Source organism: Bradyrhizobium sp. URHC0002 (assembly GCF_054059515.1).
The window spans coordinates 6,638,757-6,655,220 of the sequence record NZ_JBSSCF010000001.1; the positions used below are offsets into that span (position 1 = coordinate 6,638,757).

Genomic DNA, 16,464 nt, shown 5'->3' on the forward strand with positions numbered 1-16,464 from the left:
ATACGAAGGGAATCTTTTTCCGCGTCAGCATGTCGGCAACCGGGTAGACCCGCTCGTCTCTCAGATTAACGTCGAGAACCGCAGCTTGAATTTCGCACGAGTCGATCAAGCCAAGCGCATCTCTAACGGTACCGGCGGGGCCCACAATTTGCGCTCCAAGATTCTCAAAAAATTCGGCCATATCCCGCGCCAGAAGATATTCGTCCTCGACGATCAACACCCGAGCGCCGCGCAACAGTTGAGCCGGCCGATTCATTTGTCTCGTTCCAATGGTATTTCGACGGAGCAACGCACACCATCGGCGGCGAGTTCGAAGTTGGTGACCGCATCGAGTTGATACGGTAAGGCCCGCTCGATAAGCTCGCGCCCGTACCCCTTGCGCCCGGACGCCGCGGGCCCTTTCGGAAGCGGGACGTTGCTTTCCCGCCATTCAAGCCTGACCCGGCTATCGCCGTTGCTCTCGCGCAGATCCCACTTTACCTCCAGCGCTCCCGAGTGCCGCAATGCACCATACTTCACGGCATTGGTAGCGAGTTCGTGCAGCGCAAGCGCCAAAGCCTGGGCCGCGTTTGGGGCAAGTTCGACGGACGGGCCGCCGATCTCTACGCCTTCGCCAGCCCCATGGGCCTCGAGTTCAGCCCGCACAATTTGCTCGAGCTCGATCGGGCCCTGATCGGTGCGGGCGAGAACTCCCTGCACGCGCGACAATGCCGCCAACCGACTTTCAAACTGCCGAGAGAACTCGGACAGCGAAGGGCTTGACCTCACCGTCTGACGGGCAATGGCCTGTACCAAAGACAGCAGGTTGCGGGTCCGATGCTGCAGCTCCGAAAGCAGCACTTGCTGGCGATCCTGCAGGGTTCGCATTTCGTGTATATCGGCCGAAGTGCCCACCCATTCCGCCGATGCCGCGCCCGCCGGTTTGGCCCGGGTCTGATGCCAACGGTATTCGCCATCGGTGTGCCGGCGAATTCTGTGTTCGATGTAATACTCGCCCGAGTCCTGCGCCTCTCCCCAGCGGTCGCGAGTCATTGCGCGATCATCGGGATGTATGGCCTCCATCCATCCGAAGCCACGGCTTTCGGCATCTGACAAGCCGGCATAAATCTCCCACTGCGGACTACCCCAGCGTCGTGCTCCGTCTCCAGCTGACCGGAACACCAATTGAGGTATCGAGGTCGCCAGCATCCGAAAGCGTGCCTCGCTTTCGCTTAGTTCGATTTCCTGGAGGTGCTGCGCGGTGCGATCGCGCATGATCTTGACGAAGCCATCGCCGGTCCGAAGCGGCATCATGAGACCGGATCCCCAGAAGCGTGAGCCGTCCTTGCGCTGATGCCATCTCTCGTCCTCGCTCCTGCCGGACTGGGCGGCCTGCGTGCGTTCGCGCTCGGGAGCACCTGAGCTGCGATCCTCAGGCGTGAAAATCACGTCGCCGCTTTGGCCTACAATCTCCTGTTCGGAGTAGCCGATGAGGCGCTCTGCGCCAACGTTCCAGGTCACTACATTTCCGTTCTCGTCCTGTGCGAACACCGCAAAATCGGTGGCGCTCTCGACGATATGATGGAAGAGATCGATCTCTTCTGCTGCAGCTTTCCTGGGTCTCCGCTCCACGGCTGATTTCCTCAACACCGGAAAAGAGATCAACATCCAGTTCGGGACAAAGTTCGAAACTCTATCGATAATGGCCAAAGGCTCTATTGCCCCGCAGCTGGCAGCGGGAGGAATTCCCAGGGCCCACCATTTTGGGCTTCGTACGCGGAGCGCCAGCCCCCTCCTCGGCCGCAGCCAGGCGTGATTTGGAACGACTCACGCGCATGCCGGTTGGACGCCCTAGCGCCGAACGCGCGTCAGATGGAGAACGGAAATGGCATCAACGGCACGAGACATATTTGTGGTGGGCTTGCGTAACGCTCACTCGATGGAGGTTCAGGCCAGGGAGCTCATGGAGCGGCAATCCGAGCGGCTCACGGACTACCCCGAGGTTCAGGCAAAGGTGCGGGGACATCTGCGTGAAACAGAGGAGCAGCTCAACCGGCTGGAGAAATGCCTGTCGTCGATGGGCGAGAGCACCTCGACCCTCAAGGACACGGCGCAGTCGGTGATGGGAAACATCATGGCGCTCGGGCATTCGATGGCCGGAGACGAAATTCTCAAGAACACCTTTGCCAACAATGCCTTCGAGCACTTCGAGATCGCCGCCTACAAATCCCTGCTCACCTTGTGTGGGCCTGCAGGAGCCGAGAACTCTCGCGCCATGCTGGAGCAGTCCCTAAAGGAGGAGGAAGCAATGGCGGCATGGGTTGACGAGAATGTGCCCAAGGTGACGCTTGCCTACCTGGAACGGGAACGTGCGGCCGCCTGACTGGAGAAGTGCCGCACGTTGATCGGCTGGGTCCAAGCCCCTTGTCCCGATCAGGACCAACAGAAGTTGCCGAACCAGAGCTCCGCCCGGCCTATCGGGCGGGGCGCTCCGTGACTGCAATTTTCAGTCGATAGGATGCGGCTGCCCAGCCGCTAGCCCGCAGCCGAACCTCTCTTTCCAGCCAGCCGCTGCGGCTATGCCGTTGTTTTTCTATGTCGGGTACCTGACTCTTGCGGAGCGTTCAACGCGTTGGGAACGTTCATGCAATTTGAGCGTTCCCAGACAAAATCATCTCTCTCCACAGCTTGCATTCTACTTATTAGACAACTGTAGGTACACATCAGGCGTAACGACAATGAGGATTTCGAGGGCAGCGACACCAACATCCCGGACTAGCTGCGCTTCCGCAACGTCCTGGTTCGCTTCGTCGGTTTGCCCATGAGGTGAGGCATGGAGAGCGGACGACCATATTCGCGCTTGCTGTTGCGGCTTGAACGGTTCGACGCGCTCCGGACCCCGGACAGGCAGCGCATCATCGATCTTCCATTGAAGCTCGTCAATTTTCCGGCCGATCGAGAAGTCGTTTCCTACGGCTACCCGTCGCCACGATGCACACTCGTGCTGGACGGCTTCTTGTACAGTCACAAGATCGTCGCAGGATCACGCCGCCAAATCACCTCGTTCTTCGTTCCCGGCGACATCGTCGATCTCTCAACATTATACTTGCCGAAGGTCGACCACAGCATCGCGACGCTTGGGCCGGCAGTGCTCGCATTCGTGCCCCACACGGCACTCAAGGAAGTAGTGGATGGATCACCGGCATTGGCTCGAGCCTTCTGGCGCGAAACGTTGGCACAGGCCGCTATCTTCCAGGAATGGGTCGTCAATCTGGGGCGGCGCGACGCTTTCGCCAGACTTGCGCATGTCGTTTGCGAGCTAACCGTTCGGCTTCAAGCAATGGGTCTGGCGCGAGATCGGTCGTTCGCCATGCCATGGACCCAAACCGACGTTGCCGATGCTTGCGGAATTTCCAGCGTTCACGCCAACCGCGTCATCCAGGAGCTCCGGCATCTCGGGCTGGTGGAATGGGATTCGAAGCGGGTGAAAATCCATGATTGGGACGCGCTGGTCAAGCTGGGAGACTTCAACGACGACTATCTGCAATATCATGCCGCCACGACGAAAGAGCCGCCGCTGGTCGGAACAGTGGTCGCGAATGGGTGCAGTAAGGATGCGAGCGCGCCATTTGGCGCGCCGAGTTCCTGATGCTGTAAAAACCGGGTGCCGACAATTGCGTTCGTTAGATCAACGGAATTTTTCGCTCCGCAGATACAGCGAAGCTTTTGCGTGGGACTCGGCAAGGCGCCGGCCTGCTGATGACGCAACAAACCTTTGTCGTCTGCCGGACAGACCAGGCGACAAACCGGCGCTAGCCTACAGCGAAGCAAGGCATGCCTATTGCAACAGAGCGTTCCAGATCAGGAGAAATGCCGCCGTGCCCCGCATCACGCGATACAGCTGGACTGTCGAACAACTCAAGCTTCTTTGCGAACTCGTCGAAAGCGGCGCATCATCGGCGCGCGCTTCTGTCGTGCTGAAGCGTCCGAGGCTCGCAGTCCAGAACAAGGCAAGACAATTGGGACGGCCATTCGCGGATTCTAGAAAAGTGAGGGCGCTGCGCCTCGCACGAGAAGCGAGCGAGCGGGAGGCGATCGAGCGGTCGGCGCAACGCTCTCACCCGGGATAGATCTTCCAACCGCCGCTGACGTCATCGTGCGATGGATTCGACGTGTTGCTGTTACGCGCGATTGCCGCACTTGGCAGATCCATCTGCCGATACGCAGCTTGAACAGTTGGCCTTCACCGTTTTCGGAGACAACGCCGGCGTGATCGAAGAGGTTACCTGGACCGCTCCTCGGAGCCAATCGTTGCCTGGGCCTTATGCCGGATTCTGATGGGACGTTCCTTGAGGGCGGCTCTTGCCACCGTCAAGAACTCGGTCAAGGTGGTATTTCCGTGACGCGCGCTGTTAAGCAACCTATGTGCAATGCGCTTCCGCGTTTGGTGATCCCCACCGTATGGCAGGACGCGGCATGCCTGCTCAAGCGCAACTTCCATATTCGCGTTTGTCCGGTCGTCTATCTTTTTCATGAAAGGCCTCGCTGGCAATCATCCACCATCTGGAAATGCATGAGCCGATCGTAGCGGATTAGGCCCGCCGGGAAATAACGTATGTTAAGGACCTCTCAATCAGCGAGGCGTTTCAATGCCTCGCGCCCATTATGGCAGGAATTCTGGCCCAAAGCGCTCTACACTAGACCTTCCGCTGGAGTCGGTTCACGAGCGCGGAGCGAACGTCGTCGATAACGGCCTCCCACCCTGCCGCCAGATGTTGATGAAACAATCTGGCGCTGGGATACCAGAGCGAAGGGCCGCCCCGGGCGGGCCAGCGCCAGTCGCAATCCGCATGCAACATTACCCACGGTTCACAACCAAGCGCTCCCGCCAGATGCACAACCATGGTGTCGACGCTGATGATAAGATCCAGTTCGCTGATACGGTAACCGAGCTCCACGATATCTGGCGTGCTGATGTCGTTGGCGCCGATCTCGGCAGAGTCTTTTTGAGCCGCTCCCCTCTGCAATGAGTAAAGCTCAATCCCATCACCTTTGAGCCGCTTCAGAAGCTGCGCCGGGACGGCGCGTCGCTTATCCCAGTTTCCGACTTCCCAGACCAGTCCAATCGAGAAAGCCTCGCCCCTGACCTTGCCGATCGGCGCAGCCCGGGCGGGCAGCGTCAAGTAGGGCCGGCGCATTTCGATCAAGTCGCGTCCCGCCCTGATCGCGTGAGGGATTTCCATGATCTCGATATCTACTTCGAATTCGGCATCAGGCGTACCATCATGCAACGGAATCACACGGTCGACACCTTCGACGCGCGCGATGAGCGGCAGCAATTCGGGCTGGCACCACACGGTGAGCTGGCCCGCGTGCGCGGCCAGCGGCGGCAGAAAGCGGGCGAACTGAATGGTGTCGCCGAGACCGTGATAGCACCGCACCAGGACCTGTCGGTTCCGCAACTCTTCACCGCGCCAAATGCGCTGCTGATGACGTGGGCCCCTATGCTTGTCTTCGCCACGCTGGCGAAAAGCGACGAGGTCGCGGTCCGTGATCGACCACGCGCGCTCGAACTCGCCGGCCCGCATGGCGGAAATCCAGCCGCCATCAGAACACTCCAAGGCTTGAGCCGCCCTGCCGTCCCAGCGAAAGCTCATGCCGCGGAGCGTCGTACGAACTTGTGAAACCGGCTCAGCTTCCCATCCTTGGTACGATCCTGATACAGGAACGCGAGATCGGATTCATCGAATTTGCGGAAGAATTCGTCCCACTCGATTTCCTCCAGTCGATCCTCCGGCGGGCCGAAATCAATCCGAAGGATGCCGGCATGTCCGTCCTCTTCGGTGGATCGCACCGTGGCCGGCCGCCCCTCGCGCTGCTCTGCCCATTCCTTGATTACCTTGTGATTAGTCGTGGTTTCGCTGTCGCTCATCTGACTGCTCCGCTCTTGTGACAAGGCGGCTGACTGGCCAACGAACCGATCGACCGCCCGTTGCATGCAACGCGGCGGCCCGCCATTCGTTCTTGGCGAGTGCAGTTATCTGCAGGAAGCTGAAGAGCTTCTTCATCATCTTCTACCCGCGCTTTGGTTCCTGGCCTTGCAGCATCCGTCTTAAACCAGGTTAAGCTTTTTCATTTTTTCTTCGCTGAATTCATGATGGCCCTCGGTGGCCACGATGATTTCAGGAACGAACATACCGATCGCACGTTCGGCAACGTACTTACGTTCGCGGCAGCATCCCCGGAGGCACCCATCGATGCATTCACGTCTTCAGGAGAGACGGCGCGTTCGCGTCGGCATTGTCGGGGTGGGTAATTGCGCGAGCTCTTTCGTCCAGGGGCTCACCTACTATCACGACGCCAAGTCCAACGAGCCGGTCCCTGGGTTGATGAACGCGGACGTCGGCGGCTATCACATCAGCGACGTCGAGATTTCGTCGGCGTTCGACGTCAGCGCCCACAAGGTCGGGCGCGACGTTGCCGACGCCATTTTCATGCGGCCAAACAACACCCATCGCTTCACGACCGTTGCCGAAACGGGGGTTACCGTTCGACGCGGTCCGGTGCTCGACGGCGTCGGCCGGTATCTTGAGGATGATGTACCGATCTCCGCGGAACCGGAAGCAGATGTTGCGGAGGTGCTCAGGGAGTCGCGAACCGACGTGGTGGTTTCGTATCTGCCTGTCGGATCCCAAAGAGCAAGCGAGTGGTACGCCAGGCGGGCACTGGATGCCGGCTGCGGCTTCATCAATTGCATCCCCGTGTTCATCGCTTCTGACCCGGCATGGCGCCGCCGCTTCGAGGAAGCCGGCCTTCCCATCATCGGCGATGACATCAAGAGCCAGGTCGGTGCAACGATCCTGCATCGTGTGCTCGCCAACCTGTTTCGCGAGCGCGGTGTACGGCTCGACCGAACCTACCAGCTCAACGTGGGCGGCAACACTGATTTCAAGAACATGCTGGAACGGGAGCGGCTGACCTCGAAGAAGATATCCAAGACACAGGCCGTTACCAGCCAATTCGATGTTCCGCTCGAAGCCGACAACGTCCATGTCGGCCCCAGCGATCACGTGCCGTGGCTTACCGATCGCAAGCTCGCCTACATCCGTCTCGAGGGCACCACATTCGGTGGCGTACCGCTGAGCGCCGAAGTGCGCCTTGAAGTTTGGGACTCCCCGAACTCCGCCGGAGTGGTGATCGATGCCGTCCGCTGTGCAAAACTTGCGATGGATCGCGGTGTCGGCGGTGCACTCACGGGGCCCTCAAGCTACTTCATGAAGTCTCCGCCCAAGCAATTTACCGATGAAGAGGCGCGTCGCAGGACACGCGCGTTCATCAAGGACGAGGCTTGACGTGGCATGGTGAGGACGATCCACCTGGTACGCCATGGCCATCACGCCATGCTAGGCAATCGGCTCTGCGGCCGGATGCCTGGCGTGCAGCTCGACGATCGTGGCTGCCGGCAGATGTCCTGCTGCGCCGACTTGATCGGACGAACGCCTGCGGCAATACAATCGAGCCCGCAACGACGCGCCCAGCAGTCCGCTTCCATCCTCGCCTGGCACTTTGGCCTTCCGGTGGAGATCGTCCCTGCGGTCGACGAGATCGATTATGGCGAGTGGACCTCCCTCGCCTTTGCGTACCTCGCGGGCGATCCACGCTGGGATCGATGGAATACGCGACGCAGTACAAGCCGTCCTCCCGGCGGAGAGAGCATGCGCGCCTTGCAACGGCGGATGGTAGAGCACCTGGAAAAGCTGCGCGGTGTTCAGTCTGACGGACCGATCGTCATCGTCAGCCACGCAGAGCCAATCCGTGCGGCCCTGCTATATTATTCCCGGATTCCGCTGGACAACTTCCTCTCGGTCGACGTCGACCCAGCCAGCATCAGCACGCTCGCGCTCCATGAAGCGGGCATTCGCGTGGCGCAAATCAATCAACAGGTGCCGGCGTGAGGATCGTCGTCTTCGGTCTGACCATCTCTTCTTCGTGGGGAAACGGGCACGCGACCTTGTGGCGCGGATTGTGTAAGTATCTCGTCCGTGCCGGGCATTCCGTTGTCTTTTTCGAGCGTGACGTTCCCTATTACGCGGGCGCCAGAGACTTGTTCGAAATTCCGGGCGGCCGGCTCGTGCTTTATTCGTCGTGGGACGACGTTCGATCAATCGCCGGGAACAGCATTCTTGAAGCGGATGTTGCCATCGTGACGTCCTACTGTCCGGACGCGCTTGCGGCGACCGAACTCCTGCTCGCCCAAGACCGGGCCACCCCGGTCTTTTATGATCTCGACACGCCGGTCACTCTTGCGAAGCTGCGGACAGGAGAGCCAGTCCCCTACATCGGGCCGAGTGGTCTTGGGGGGTTTGCACTCGTGCTGAGCTTCACCGGCGGACAACGGCTGGTCGATGAATTCCGTGACAAGCTGGGGGCTCGCGACATCAGGCCGCTTTACGGACACGTCGACGCCGATGTTCATCGGCCTGTTCCCCCCCAACCGCATTACAGTGCCGACCTCTCCTACCTTGGCACCTATTCGGAAGACCGCCAACGCGCGCTCGAAACGCTGTTCGTCGCCCCGGCGCGCTCCAGGCAAGACCTCCGGTTTCTGATTGCAGGCGCGCAATATCCAGCCGATTTCCCGTGGTCATCGAACATCTATTTTGTCCGCCACCTGCCGCCCTCGGAGCACGCGCCGTTCTTCGCCTCCTCACGTCTGACGCTCAACGTCACGCGCCGCGCGATGGCCGAGATGGGATGGTGCCCATCCGGCCGATTGTTCGAGGCGGCGGCCTGCGGTGCGCCACTGCTCAGCGATAGCTGGGCCGGTATCGAGCACTTCTTCGAACCCGGCGAGGAAATTCTCCTGGCGGACGACGCACAGGACGCGCTCGCCGCCCTTGAGCTCAGTCGAAGCCAGCTTTCGACGATGGCGGCGCGTGCTCGCGAGCGCACTTTGGATCAGCACAGCTCCCGCAAACGGGCGACGGAGCTGGTCGCCCTGCTGGAACATGCGGCCACCCGCGGCGCTCGACAATCGATAGCGGAAGGAGCCTGACATGTGGGGCGTCGTTCCAGCGGCCGGCCGTGGCAGCCGCATTCAGCCATTGGCGTTCTCCAAGGAACTGCTGCCTGTCGGAAGCCGCAGCGACAAGGGGATGGATCGGCCCTGCGCCGTGTCGGAATACCTGATCGAGCGGCTGATCCTCGGCGGAGCCGACAAGATCTGCTTTGTGATCTCGCCTGGAAAATCAGACATCCTCGAATATTTCGGCGGCCGCTACAATGGCGCCGAACTCGCCTATGTCGTGCAGCCACAAGCTTCCGGTTTGTGCGACGCCGTATTCCGGGCAAGCACCGTCGTGGGCAGCCAGGAAGACATCCTGGTCGGACTTCCCGATACGGTTTGGTTTCCAAAAGCCGCGCTAAGCGCTCTGCCGGATACCGATCTTTCATTCCTTCTGTTCCCGGTGGAGCATCCCGAATTTTTCGACGCGGTCGTGCTCGATGGAGAGCGCGTGCGCGAGATCCAGGTCAAGCAACCGGGCGCGGAGTCGAACTGGATCTGGGGCGCTTTCAGGATGTCTGCCGCGGGCTTCCGCGATTTGCATCTGCTCTGGAAGCAGCGCGGCTGCCGGGACGAGTATTTCGGGACGCTGGTGAACGGTTATCTCCAAGCTGGTGGGCGCGGCATCGGCGTCAAAGCCGGCGAGTCCTATGTCGACGTCGGTACCCTCAATGGCTATCGCACAGCGATGACGCTGCTGGCCGACACACAGGCCGCCGGAGACGGCCGGCCCGGCCCTGCATCGGTGGCCGCCCTTGCAGTTGAAAAGCCGTCACCCGCCGCCACGGGAGGAACCTCATGACCGACGTCCTCTCGAGGGAGGAAATTCGGCGGCGCGTCGACGCGCTCGGCCCCTGGTTTCACAACCTTGATCTAAAGGGTGTCAGCACCGCGCCATCGCACTTCCTGGGCGACTATCCGCGGGTCAAATGGCGTCGTTTTGCCGGCGTCATCCCCGACAATCTGCAAGGCAAGACCGTTCTCGACATCGGCTGCAATGCAGGCTTCTACGCGATGGAAATGAAGCGCCGCGGTGCGGCGCGCGTGCTCGGGCTCGATACCGACGATGAATATCTGGCGCAGGCGAAATTCGCGGCCGACGTCAACGGACTGAAGATCGAATTTCGCAAGATGTCGACCTACGATGTCGGCCAGCTCGGTGAAAAATTCGATCTCGTGATTTTCATGGGCGTACTCTACCATTTGCGACATCCCCTGCTGGCGCTGGACCTTATTCACGAGCACGTCGCACGCGACCTGCTGCTGTTCCAGTCCATGCTGCGCGGCTCCGATCAGGTAGACCAGATCGATCGCAACTACGATTTCTGGACCACGTCGCAGTTCGACAGCCCTGGTTATCCCAAGATGCATTTCATCGAGCACAAATACGCTGATGATCCCACCAACTGGTGGGCGCCTAACAGAGCCTGTGTGGAGGCGATGCTGCGCAGCGCGGGTTTCACGATCGCGGCCCATCCCGAGGAGGAAGTCTATCTCTGCAGGAAGATCGCAAAGCCGGCGGCGGAGTCCCCGGCACTGCCGCGAGGTGCCGTCAGATGATCGAGGCGGCGAAGATCTGGAACGAGCCCAATAACAAGTCGCACTGGGACCTTCAGCTTGATCCCGGCTGGGAGAAGTTCGCGGAACTGGCGATTGCCGCAGGAAAGGCCATTCACGCGGTCCATCCAACGCTGCCGCGGGTGCTCGGCGGCATCTCGCCGATCGACCCTTCGTTCATCGAAAACATGAAGGCGCAGCGCGTTCTCGAACATGTCGACGTCGTCGCCGTGCATGGCTTTCCGCTTGACTGGAATCTGTGGCAGATCGACGAGTGGCCGGACAAGGTTGCCCAGATTCAATCTCTCGTGCCGTTGCCGGTTTGGGTGACAGAAGTGGGGGTATCTTCGTTCGGCGCCGAAGAAGTTCAGGCCTGGGGCGTTCGCCGCACGGCAGAATTGCTCGCTGGCCGGGCTCCGCGGATCCATTGGTACAGTCTCTATGACCTCCCCACCACCTGGGAAGCGACCACGCGGCATCGCGAGGCCGAGGGTTCATCCTACTACCGGCATTTCCATATGGGACTGTTGCGCGAGGACGGCACGCCGAAGGCGGCACTTAAAACCTTCGAAAAATATACTGATGTCATGGGACTGTGCCAATGGTTCCATTTTGACGACCACCGTCTCGACGAAGCCGTTCGCTGGATGCGCCGGCTCGGCGTAACGCATCTCAGGACAGGCCTTTCCTGGGCCGACAGTTTTCGCCCGAATGCGCTCGAGTGGTTCGACAGGCAAATGGAGGCACTGGCGGAATTCAAGGTCACCTTGACATTCTGCTTCACCCCGGAACACCGGGGCATCGCGCCGCACCATACCAGCCCGCCGCTCGACCCCCAGGAGTTCGCCGGCTTTTGCGCGCAGATGATCCGGCGGTATTGCGACATACAACCCGTTGCACCTTTTGTCCCCGCGCGGGCAGAACCCGTAAAGGTCTAGACATGCGCGCCATGATCGTCGTGATGGACTCGGTCGGGATCGGTGCCGCGCCGGATGCAGCAGCCTATGGCGACGAGGGTGCCGATACGATCGGCCACATTGCCGAAGCCTGCGCCCTCGGCGACGCGGATAACGACGTTCGCCAAGGGCCGCTTCACGTTCCCCATCTCGTCGAACTCGGGCTTGGCGAAGCCAGCCGCCTCGCCACGGGCCGCCAGGTTCCGGGGCTGGAATACCGTGGGGATTCGTGCCTGCAGTACGGATGCGCGAGCGAGCAGTCCCGCGGAAAGGATACACCGTCGGGTCACTGGGAGATTGCCGGCGTGCCCGTTCGGTTCGACTGGGGATACTTCCCGAAGACGGAGCCCTGCTTTCCGCAAGAACTGATCGAGGAACTCCTGGAGCAGGCTGACCTTCCGGGCATCCTGGGCAACCGACACGCCTCCGGAACCGAGATCATCGAACAGCTCGGTGATCAGCACATGCAGTCCGGGAAGCCGATCTGTTACACGTCGGCGGACAGCGTATTTCAGATTGCCGCGCATGAGCAGAGCTTCGGGCTGGAGCGGCTTTATGAAGTTTGTGCGGTCGCGCGCCGGCTGGTCGACCCCTTCAATATCGGCCGCGTGATCGCGCGGCCGTTCGTCGGTACATCCGGCCGTGATTTCAAGAGAACTTCCCACCGCCGCGACTTTGCCGTGCCGCCCCCGGAACCGACCATTCTGGATATCGCCGCGGCGGAGCACCGCTCCGTCGTCTCCATCGGAAAGATCGACGACATCTTCGCCCATCGTGGAACCGGCCTCAATAAGCGCGGCGACGGCAATGACGCGCTGTTCGATCGCATGCTGGAGGGTGTGGATAATTTGCCGCACGGTGGGCTGCTATTCGCCAATTTTGTCGACTTCGACACCGTCTTTGGTCACCGGCGCGACGTCGCCGGCTATGCCGCAGCTCTTGAGGCATTTGATTGTCGCCTTCCCGAGCTGCTGTCGCGGCTCAAGACCGACGATCTTCTGATCGTGACCGCGGATCACGGTTGCGATCCGACCTGGCCAGGAACTGACCACACGCGCGAACAGGTCCCGGTGCTTGTCCATGGCTCACAACGACCAGCGCCCATCGGCAAGCGGTCTGGCTTTGCCGACATAGGCGCGACGGTTGCTCAACACCTGAAACTTCCGCCGCTCGCACATGGGACACCTTTTTGAGCTGAGAAGCGCCCCTTTGAGAAACGTCTTCGAGAGCGACGCGGTCTGCGCGATTCACTCATGTTATTGATCTAGGTTAGCAGAATTTTTGTTTGTACATTTGCGAGGAACCAACATTCGTTGCGCTGCTTCTAGCTTACAAATGTGAATAGCGCGCGGTCAGCCGACCTCAACTCATCAGAGCGTGCTTTCCACTCCCACCTTCGATCGGTTGAAAAGCCGGTCTGATGTCGAGCAAGGAGAGCCAACGAATGGCACGAGTATTGATTACGGGCGGTGCCGGCTTCATCGGATCACATGCGGCAAATGCCCTGCTCGCCGCCAGATACGAAGTGAGGCTGCTCGACAATCTCTCTCCGCAGGTTCATGGCTCACAGCGTCATCGCCCCATCTACCTGACCAAGGATGCCGAGCTCCTTGTGGGAGATATCACCGACGCACTTGCCGTCGACCGCGCCTTGCGCGGCGTCGACATGGTCCTGCATCTTGCCTCCGCCGTCGGTGTCGGCCAGAGCATGTACGACATCGCATCTTACGTCAAAACCAACGAGTTCGGCACCGCGACTTTGCTCGAAGCTCTCTCCAAGCGTCCTGTCGAACGTCTCGTGGTCGCCTCCTCGATGAGCATCTACGGTGAAGGACTTTGCCGCTCGACCGAGGGGTTCACCGTAGCGCCGGCCGAGCGCCCGATCGATCAATTGAAGATGGCGAAGTGGGAATTGGGAGATGAGCGGGGTGGTCTCCTCGAACCACTGCCCACCCCCGAAACCAAGCAGCCCTCGCTCAGCTCGATCTACGCGCTGAACAAGTATGCCCAGGAGCGGATGTGCCTGATCACGGGGAAGGCCTATGGCATTCCTACCCTTGCCTTGCGCTTCTTCAACGTGTTCGGACCGAACCAGGCGCTATCCAATCCCTATACCGGTGTGCTGGCGATCTTCGCCGCGCGGCTCTTGAACAATCGTCCGCCACTGGTGTTCGAAGATGGCCTGCAGCGCCGCGATTTCGTCCACGTGCATGACGTCGCCCGCGCTTGCGTGCTGGCGCTCGAAAGTAATCACAGCAACGACGCGTTCAACGTCGGCTCCGGACAAAGCCGAACCATCCTGTCGGTCGCCCGCGATCTGGCGCGCGTGATGGGCCGCCCGGCGATCGCGCCGGAGATCACGGGCAAATATCGCGCGGGCGATATCCGCCATTGCTTCGCGGATGTTGACAAGAGTCGCAGGTTGCTCGGGTTCGAGCCGCGCGTCGCATTCGATACCGGTCTCGACGAACTGGCCGGCTATCTAGCCGACCAGATCGCCGAAGATCGGGCAGAGAGGGCAACCGAAGAACTGTCACGGCGGGGTTTGGTGGCATGACGCATCATCATTACAGCAAGCCCATTCTCGTGACAGGCGGCTGTGGCTTCATTGGCTGCAACCTCGCCGACCGCCTTGCCGGCCGCGGCAACAAGGTTCTCGCACTGGACAATCTGGCTCGCGCCGGCGTCCGGGAAAATGCGCAGTGGCTGAAATCGCGTCATGGCGAGCGTATCAATATCGTCATCGCCGATGTCCGGGAGCCGATATCCGTGATCGACGCGGTCCGCGAGGCGAGCGCCGTGATTCACCTTGCTGCACAGGTGGCCGTCACCGACAGCGTCGCAGACCCCATCGCCGATTTTGAGATTAACGCCCGCGGCACGATCAACGTGCTGGAGGCGGTTCGGCTTCACAATCCATCAGCACCGGTGCTGTTTGCTTCCACCAACAAGGTCTACGGGCGGTTGATCGACGACACGCAGATTGTGCGCGCGGACGAGCGTTACCAACCCGCCAGCCCGACGCTGGCCGACGGAATCTCGGAAAACGCGCCACTGGACTTCTACAGCCCTTACGGCTGTTCGAAAGGTACCGCCGATCAATACGTGCGCGATTACGCGCGCGTGTTTGGTCTGCAGACGGTCGTGATGCGCATGAGCTGCATCTACGGCCCTCGGCAATTTGGCACCGAGGATCAAGGCTGGATCGCGCATTTCCTTCTCAGTGCGCTGCGCGGAGACAGGCTGACGATCTATGGTGACGCGCTATCAGGTCCGCGACGCGCTTCACGTCTCGGACGCGGCGGATGCCTGGCTCGCGGCACTGGACCACATCGCACTGGTTCGCGGGCGGGTGTTTAACCTCGGCGGCGGACGAGCGAATTCAGTGAGCCTGCGTGAGCTGATCGGCCTAGTCAGCAAATTGACCGGCAAAGACATCGGATACGCCTTCGCCGACTGGCGCCCGGGCGACCAGCCCTGGTACGTCACGGACACGCGGGCTTTGTCCGCCGCACTCGGCTGGAAGCCCAAGACTTCGCTGCGGGACGGCCTGATCTCGCTTCACGAATGGCTGTCCGAACGCTTTGGCGACCGTTCCAAGCGTGAGGTCTTTGCATGACTCGCGTCGCCCTGATCAATCCGAACTGGAATTTTGACGGCAGCATCTATTTCGGATGCCGGTCGCCTCACCTGCCGCTCGAACTCGGCATCTCCCAGCATTTCCTCAGGGAAGCCGGACATTCGACGCTGCTGCTGGATGCGCACATGTTCGACCTGTCACTTGTTGAAATCGAGTCCCAGCTTCGCGCCTTTAAGCCCAATATGATCGTCATCACGACAGCGCCGACCTATCTGTTCTGGCGCTGCGCACCACCTGAACTCCGCGTGCCGCAGGAGCTCGCCCTGGCCGTGCGCAATTTCGGGCCGACGCTCGTTGCTGTCGGGCCGCATGGTTCGACGACGCCAAGGGCTGCGTTGAAAAAGCTGGCCGTCGATATCGTCGTGATGGGCGAGTGCGAGCAGTCGCTGCTGCGTCTGGCGAACGGGGAGCGCGACTTTGCCGGCCTCTGTTTCTCTGAAGGTGGCTCCATCCGCGTCCATGGCGGTCCGCAGGCGGTCGGATTCAAGGACCAGCCGGCGCTCTCCTGGCCGGACGAGATGGTTCGGCGGCATCATCACCATCATCATCGCTTCGAGGCTGAACCTCTCGGCCCCGGCGCCGAGGTCGAAGCGTCGCGCGGCTGCCCTTACCACTGCACGTTCTGCGCCAAGGACAATTTCCGCAATTTGTATCGCAAGCGGCCGCCTTCCGTTCTTCTCGAAGAAATCGACCGGCTGCGCAGGCAGGGAGTCGAATACATCTACTTCATTGACGAGATTTTCCTGCCCAATCCCGAATTGCTCGAAGGATTGGTTTCTCGCGGGCTGAAATTCGGGGTGCAGACCCGCATCGACCTTTGGAAGCCGGAGATGCTGGAATTGCTCGGCCGGGCCGGCTGTGTGTCGATCGAGGCCGGCATCGAAAGCCTGACGCCGGAAGGTCGCGCGGCGCTGGCGAAGAACTGCAGGATGACGACCGAGCAGCTCGCAGACCGGCTCGTCGAGGCGCGGCGTCATGTGCCCTTCGTACAAGCCAATTTGATCGAAATGCCGCAGGACGACGATCCCGTCGTGCAGCGCTGGCGGCGCCGCATGCAAGACGCTGGTGTCTGGGCCAACGATCCCGTTCCGCTCTATCCCTATCCCGGCTCGCCGGACTATCGAAAGCTGTGGGGCGAGCCCGATGATTTCGCCTGGGAGCGCGCGCACAAGCACTACCTCGCAATGTTCGATCAATTCAGCGACGTGCAGGAACAACGCCCGGTTCCCTTACACGCACTCGAACTGCAGGTCGCGTCATGAGCCCGT

General features: G+C 60.7%; 14 protein-coding genes and 1 pseudogene. 12 read left to right on the forward strand and 3 right to left on the reverse strand.

The window, feature by feature from the left end:
• Positions 1-252: 252 nt before the first annotated feature.
• Positions 253-1,689, reverse strand: coding sequence for a PAS domain S-box protein (locus tag ACVWVY_RS32515; protein WP_456630212.1), 1,437 nt, complete (start codon positions 1,687-1,689; stop codon positions 253-255).
• 175 nt (positions 1,690-1,864) lie between these two features.
• Here ACVWVY_RS32515 and ACVWVY_RS32520 point away from each other — a divergent pair, with 175 nt between their 5' ends.
• The gene (locus tag ACVWVY_RS32520; RefSeq protein WP_456630213.1) at positions 1,865-2,362 is read left to right on the forward strand and encodes a ferritin-like domain-containing protein; all 498 of its coding nucleotides are present in this window, start codon (positions 1,865-1,867) and stop codon (positions 2,360-2,362) included.
• A 450-nt stretch (positions 2,363-2,812) separates the two neighbouring features.
• Positions 2,813-3,628 carry a Crp/Fnr family transcriptional regulator gene (locus ACVWVY_RS32525; protein ID WP_456630214.1) on the forward strand — a complete coding sequence of 272 codons (816 nt, stop codon included), beginning with the start codon at positions 2,813-2,815 and terminating at the stop codon, positions 3,626-3,628.
• A 1,048-nt stretch (positions 3,629-4,676) separates the two neighbouring features.
• Here the strand turns inward: ACVWVY_RS32525 and ACVWVY_RS32530 are convergent.
• The gene (locus ACVWVY_RS32530; protein ID WP_456630215.1) at positions 4,677-5,636 is read right to left on the reverse strand and encodes a hypothetical protein; all 960 of its coding nucleotides are present in this window, start codon (positions 5,634-5,636) and stop codon (positions 4,677-4,679) included.
• Positions 5,633-5,911: a hypothetical protein gene (locus ACVWVY_RS32535; RefSeq protein WP_456630216.1), complete on the reverse strand. Its 279-nt coding sequence runs from the start codon at positions 5,909-5,911 to the stop codon at positions 5,633-5,635. The genes ACVWVY_RS32530 and ACVWVY_RS32535 overlap by 4 nt, the downstream gene beginning before the upstream one ends.
• A 325-nt stretch (positions 5,912-6,236) precedes the next feature.
• Here ACVWVY_RS32535 and ACVWVY_RS32540 point away from each other — a divergent pair, with 325 nt between their 5' ends.
• The 10 genes and pseudogenes from ACVWVY_RS32540 to ACVWVY_RS32585 all read left to right on the forward strand — a co-directional run bounded on the left by ACVWVY_RS32540 (position 6,237) and on the right by ACVWVY_RS32585 (position 16,458).
• Positions 6,237-7,331, forward strand: coding sequence for an inositol-3-phosphate synthase (locus tag ACVWVY_RS32540; RefSeq protein ID WP_456630217.1), 1,095 nt, complete (start codon positions 6,237-6,239; stop codon positions 7,329-7,331).
• Between the two features lie 6 nt (positions 7,332-7,337).
• Positions 7,338-7,934: a histidine phosphatase family protein gene (locus ACVWVY_RS32545; RefSeq protein WP_456630218.1), complete on the forward strand. Its 597-nt coding sequence runs from the start codon at positions 7,338-7,340 to the stop codon at positions 7,932-7,934.
• Positions 7,931-9,034 carry a CgeB family protein gene (locus tag ACVWVY_RS32550; RefSeq protein WP_456630219.1) on the forward strand — a complete coding sequence of 368 codons (1,104 nt, stop codon included), beginning with the start codon at positions 7,931-7,933 and terminating at the stop codon, positions 9,032-9,034. Before ACVWVY_RS32545 ends, ACVWVY_RS32550 begins: the two co-directional genes overlap by 4 nt.
• A 1-nt stretch (position 9,035) precedes the next feature.
• Positions 9,036-9,845, forward strand: coding sequence for a nucleotidyltransferase family protein (locus ACVWVY_RS32555; protein ID WP_456630220.1), 810 nt, complete (start codon positions 9,036-9,038; stop codon positions 9,843-9,845).
• On the forward strand, positions 9,842-10,603 hold the full coding sequence (locus ACVWVY_RS32560) for a TIGR04290 family methyltransferase (RefSeq protein WP_456630221.1): 762 nt from the start codon (positions 9,842-9,844) through the stop codon (positions 10,601-10,603). The genes ACVWVY_RS32555 and ACVWVY_RS32560 overlap by 4 nt, the downstream gene beginning before the upstream one ends.
• Positions 10,600-11,538, forward strand: a complete 939-nt coding sequence (locus ACVWVY_RS32565) for a glycosyl hydrolase (protein ID WP_456630222.1) — start codon at positions 10,600-10,602, stop codon at positions 11,536-11,538. The genes ACVWVY_RS32560 and ACVWVY_RS32565 overlap by 4 nt, the downstream gene beginning before the upstream one ends.
• 2 nt (positions 11,539-11,540) lie before the next feature.
• The gene (locus ACVWVY_RS32570) at positions 11,541-12,749 is read left to right on the forward strand and encodes a phosphopentomutase (RefSeq protein WP_456630223.1); all 1,209 of its coding nucleotides are present in this window, start codon (positions 11,541-11,543) and stop codon (positions 12,747-12,749) included.
• 251 nt (positions 12,750-13,000) lie between these two features.
• Positions 13,001-14,113 carry an NAD-dependent epimerase/dehydratase family protein gene (locus tag ACVWVY_RS32575; RefSeq protein WP_456630224.1) on the forward strand — a complete coding sequence of 371 codons (1,113 nt, stop codon included), beginning with the start codon at positions 13,001-13,003 and terminating at the stop codon, positions 14,111-14,113.
• Positions 14,110-15,175 (forward strand): annotated as a pseudogene (locus ACVWVY_RS32580) (NAD-dependent epimerase/dehydratase family protein). Before ACVWVY_RS32575 ends, ACVWVY_RS32580 begins: the two are co-directional and overlap by 4 nt.
• Entirely contained in the window at positions 15,172-16,458 is a 1,287-nt protein-coding gene (locus tag ACVWVY_RS32585) for a TIGR04295 family B12-binding domain-containing radical SAM protein (protein WP_456630225.1), read from the forward strand. Before ACVWVY_RS32580 ends, ACVWVY_RS32585 begins: the two are co-directional and overlap by 4 nt.
• The last annotated feature ends 6 nt before the right edge of the window (positions 16,459-16,464 follow it).

What these genes read in the sequence shown, in the direction of transcription:
- ACVWVY_RS32520 (WP_456630213.1), top strand. Translation starts at nt 1,865, where the DNA reads ATGGCATCAACGGCACGAGACATATTTGTGGTGGGCTTGCGTAACGCT.
- ACVWVY_RS32525 (WP_456630214.1), top strand. Translation starts at nt 2,813, where the DNA reads ATGGAGAGCGGACGACCATATTCGCGCTTGCTGTTGCGGCTTGAACGG.
- ACVWVY_RS32530 (WP_456630215.1), bottom strand. Translation starts at nt 5,636, where the DNA reads ATGAGCTTTCGCTGGGACGGCAGGGCGGCTCAAGCCTTGGAGTGTTCT.
- ACVWVY_RS32535 (WP_456630216.1), bottom strand. Translation starts at nt 5,911, where the DNA reads ATGAGCGACAGCGAAACCACGACTAATCACAAGGTAATCAAGGAATGG.
- ACVWVY_RS32540 (WP_456630217.1), top strand. Translation starts at nt 6,237, where the DNA reads ATGCATTCACGTCTTCAGGAGAGACGGCGCGTTCGCGTCGGCATTGTC.
- ACVWVY_RS32545 (WP_456630218.1), top strand. Translation starts at nt 7,338, where the DNA reads ATGGTGAGGACGATCCACCTGGTACGCCATGGCCATCACGCCATGCTA.
- ACVWVY_RS32555 (WP_456630220.1), top strand. Translation starts at nt 9,036, where the DNA reads ATGTGGGGCGTCGTTCCAGCGGCCGGCCGTGGCAGCCGCATTCAGCCA.
- ACVWVY_RS32560 (WP_456630221.1), top strand. Translation starts at nt 9,842, where the DNA reads ATGACCGACGTCCTCTCGAGGGAGGAAATTCGGCGGCGCGTCGACGCG.
- ACVWVY_RS32565 (WP_456630222.1), top strand. Translation starts at nt 10,600, where the DNA reads ATGATCGAGGCGGCGAAGATCTGGAACGAGCCCAATAACAAGTCGCAC.
- ACVWVY_RS32570 (WP_456630223.1), top strand. Translation starts at nt 11,541, where the DNA reads ATGCGCGCCATGATCGTCGTGATGGACTCGGTCGGGATCGGTGCCGCG.
- ACVWVY_RS32575 (WP_456630224.1), top strand. Translation starts at nt 13,001, where the DNA reads ATGGCACGAGTATTGATTACGGGCGGTGCCGGCTTCATCGGATCACAT.
- ACVWVY_RS32585 (WP_456630225.1), top strand. Translation starts at nt 15,172, where the DNA reads ATGACTCGCGTCGCCCTGATCAATCCGAACTGGAATTTTGACGGCAGC.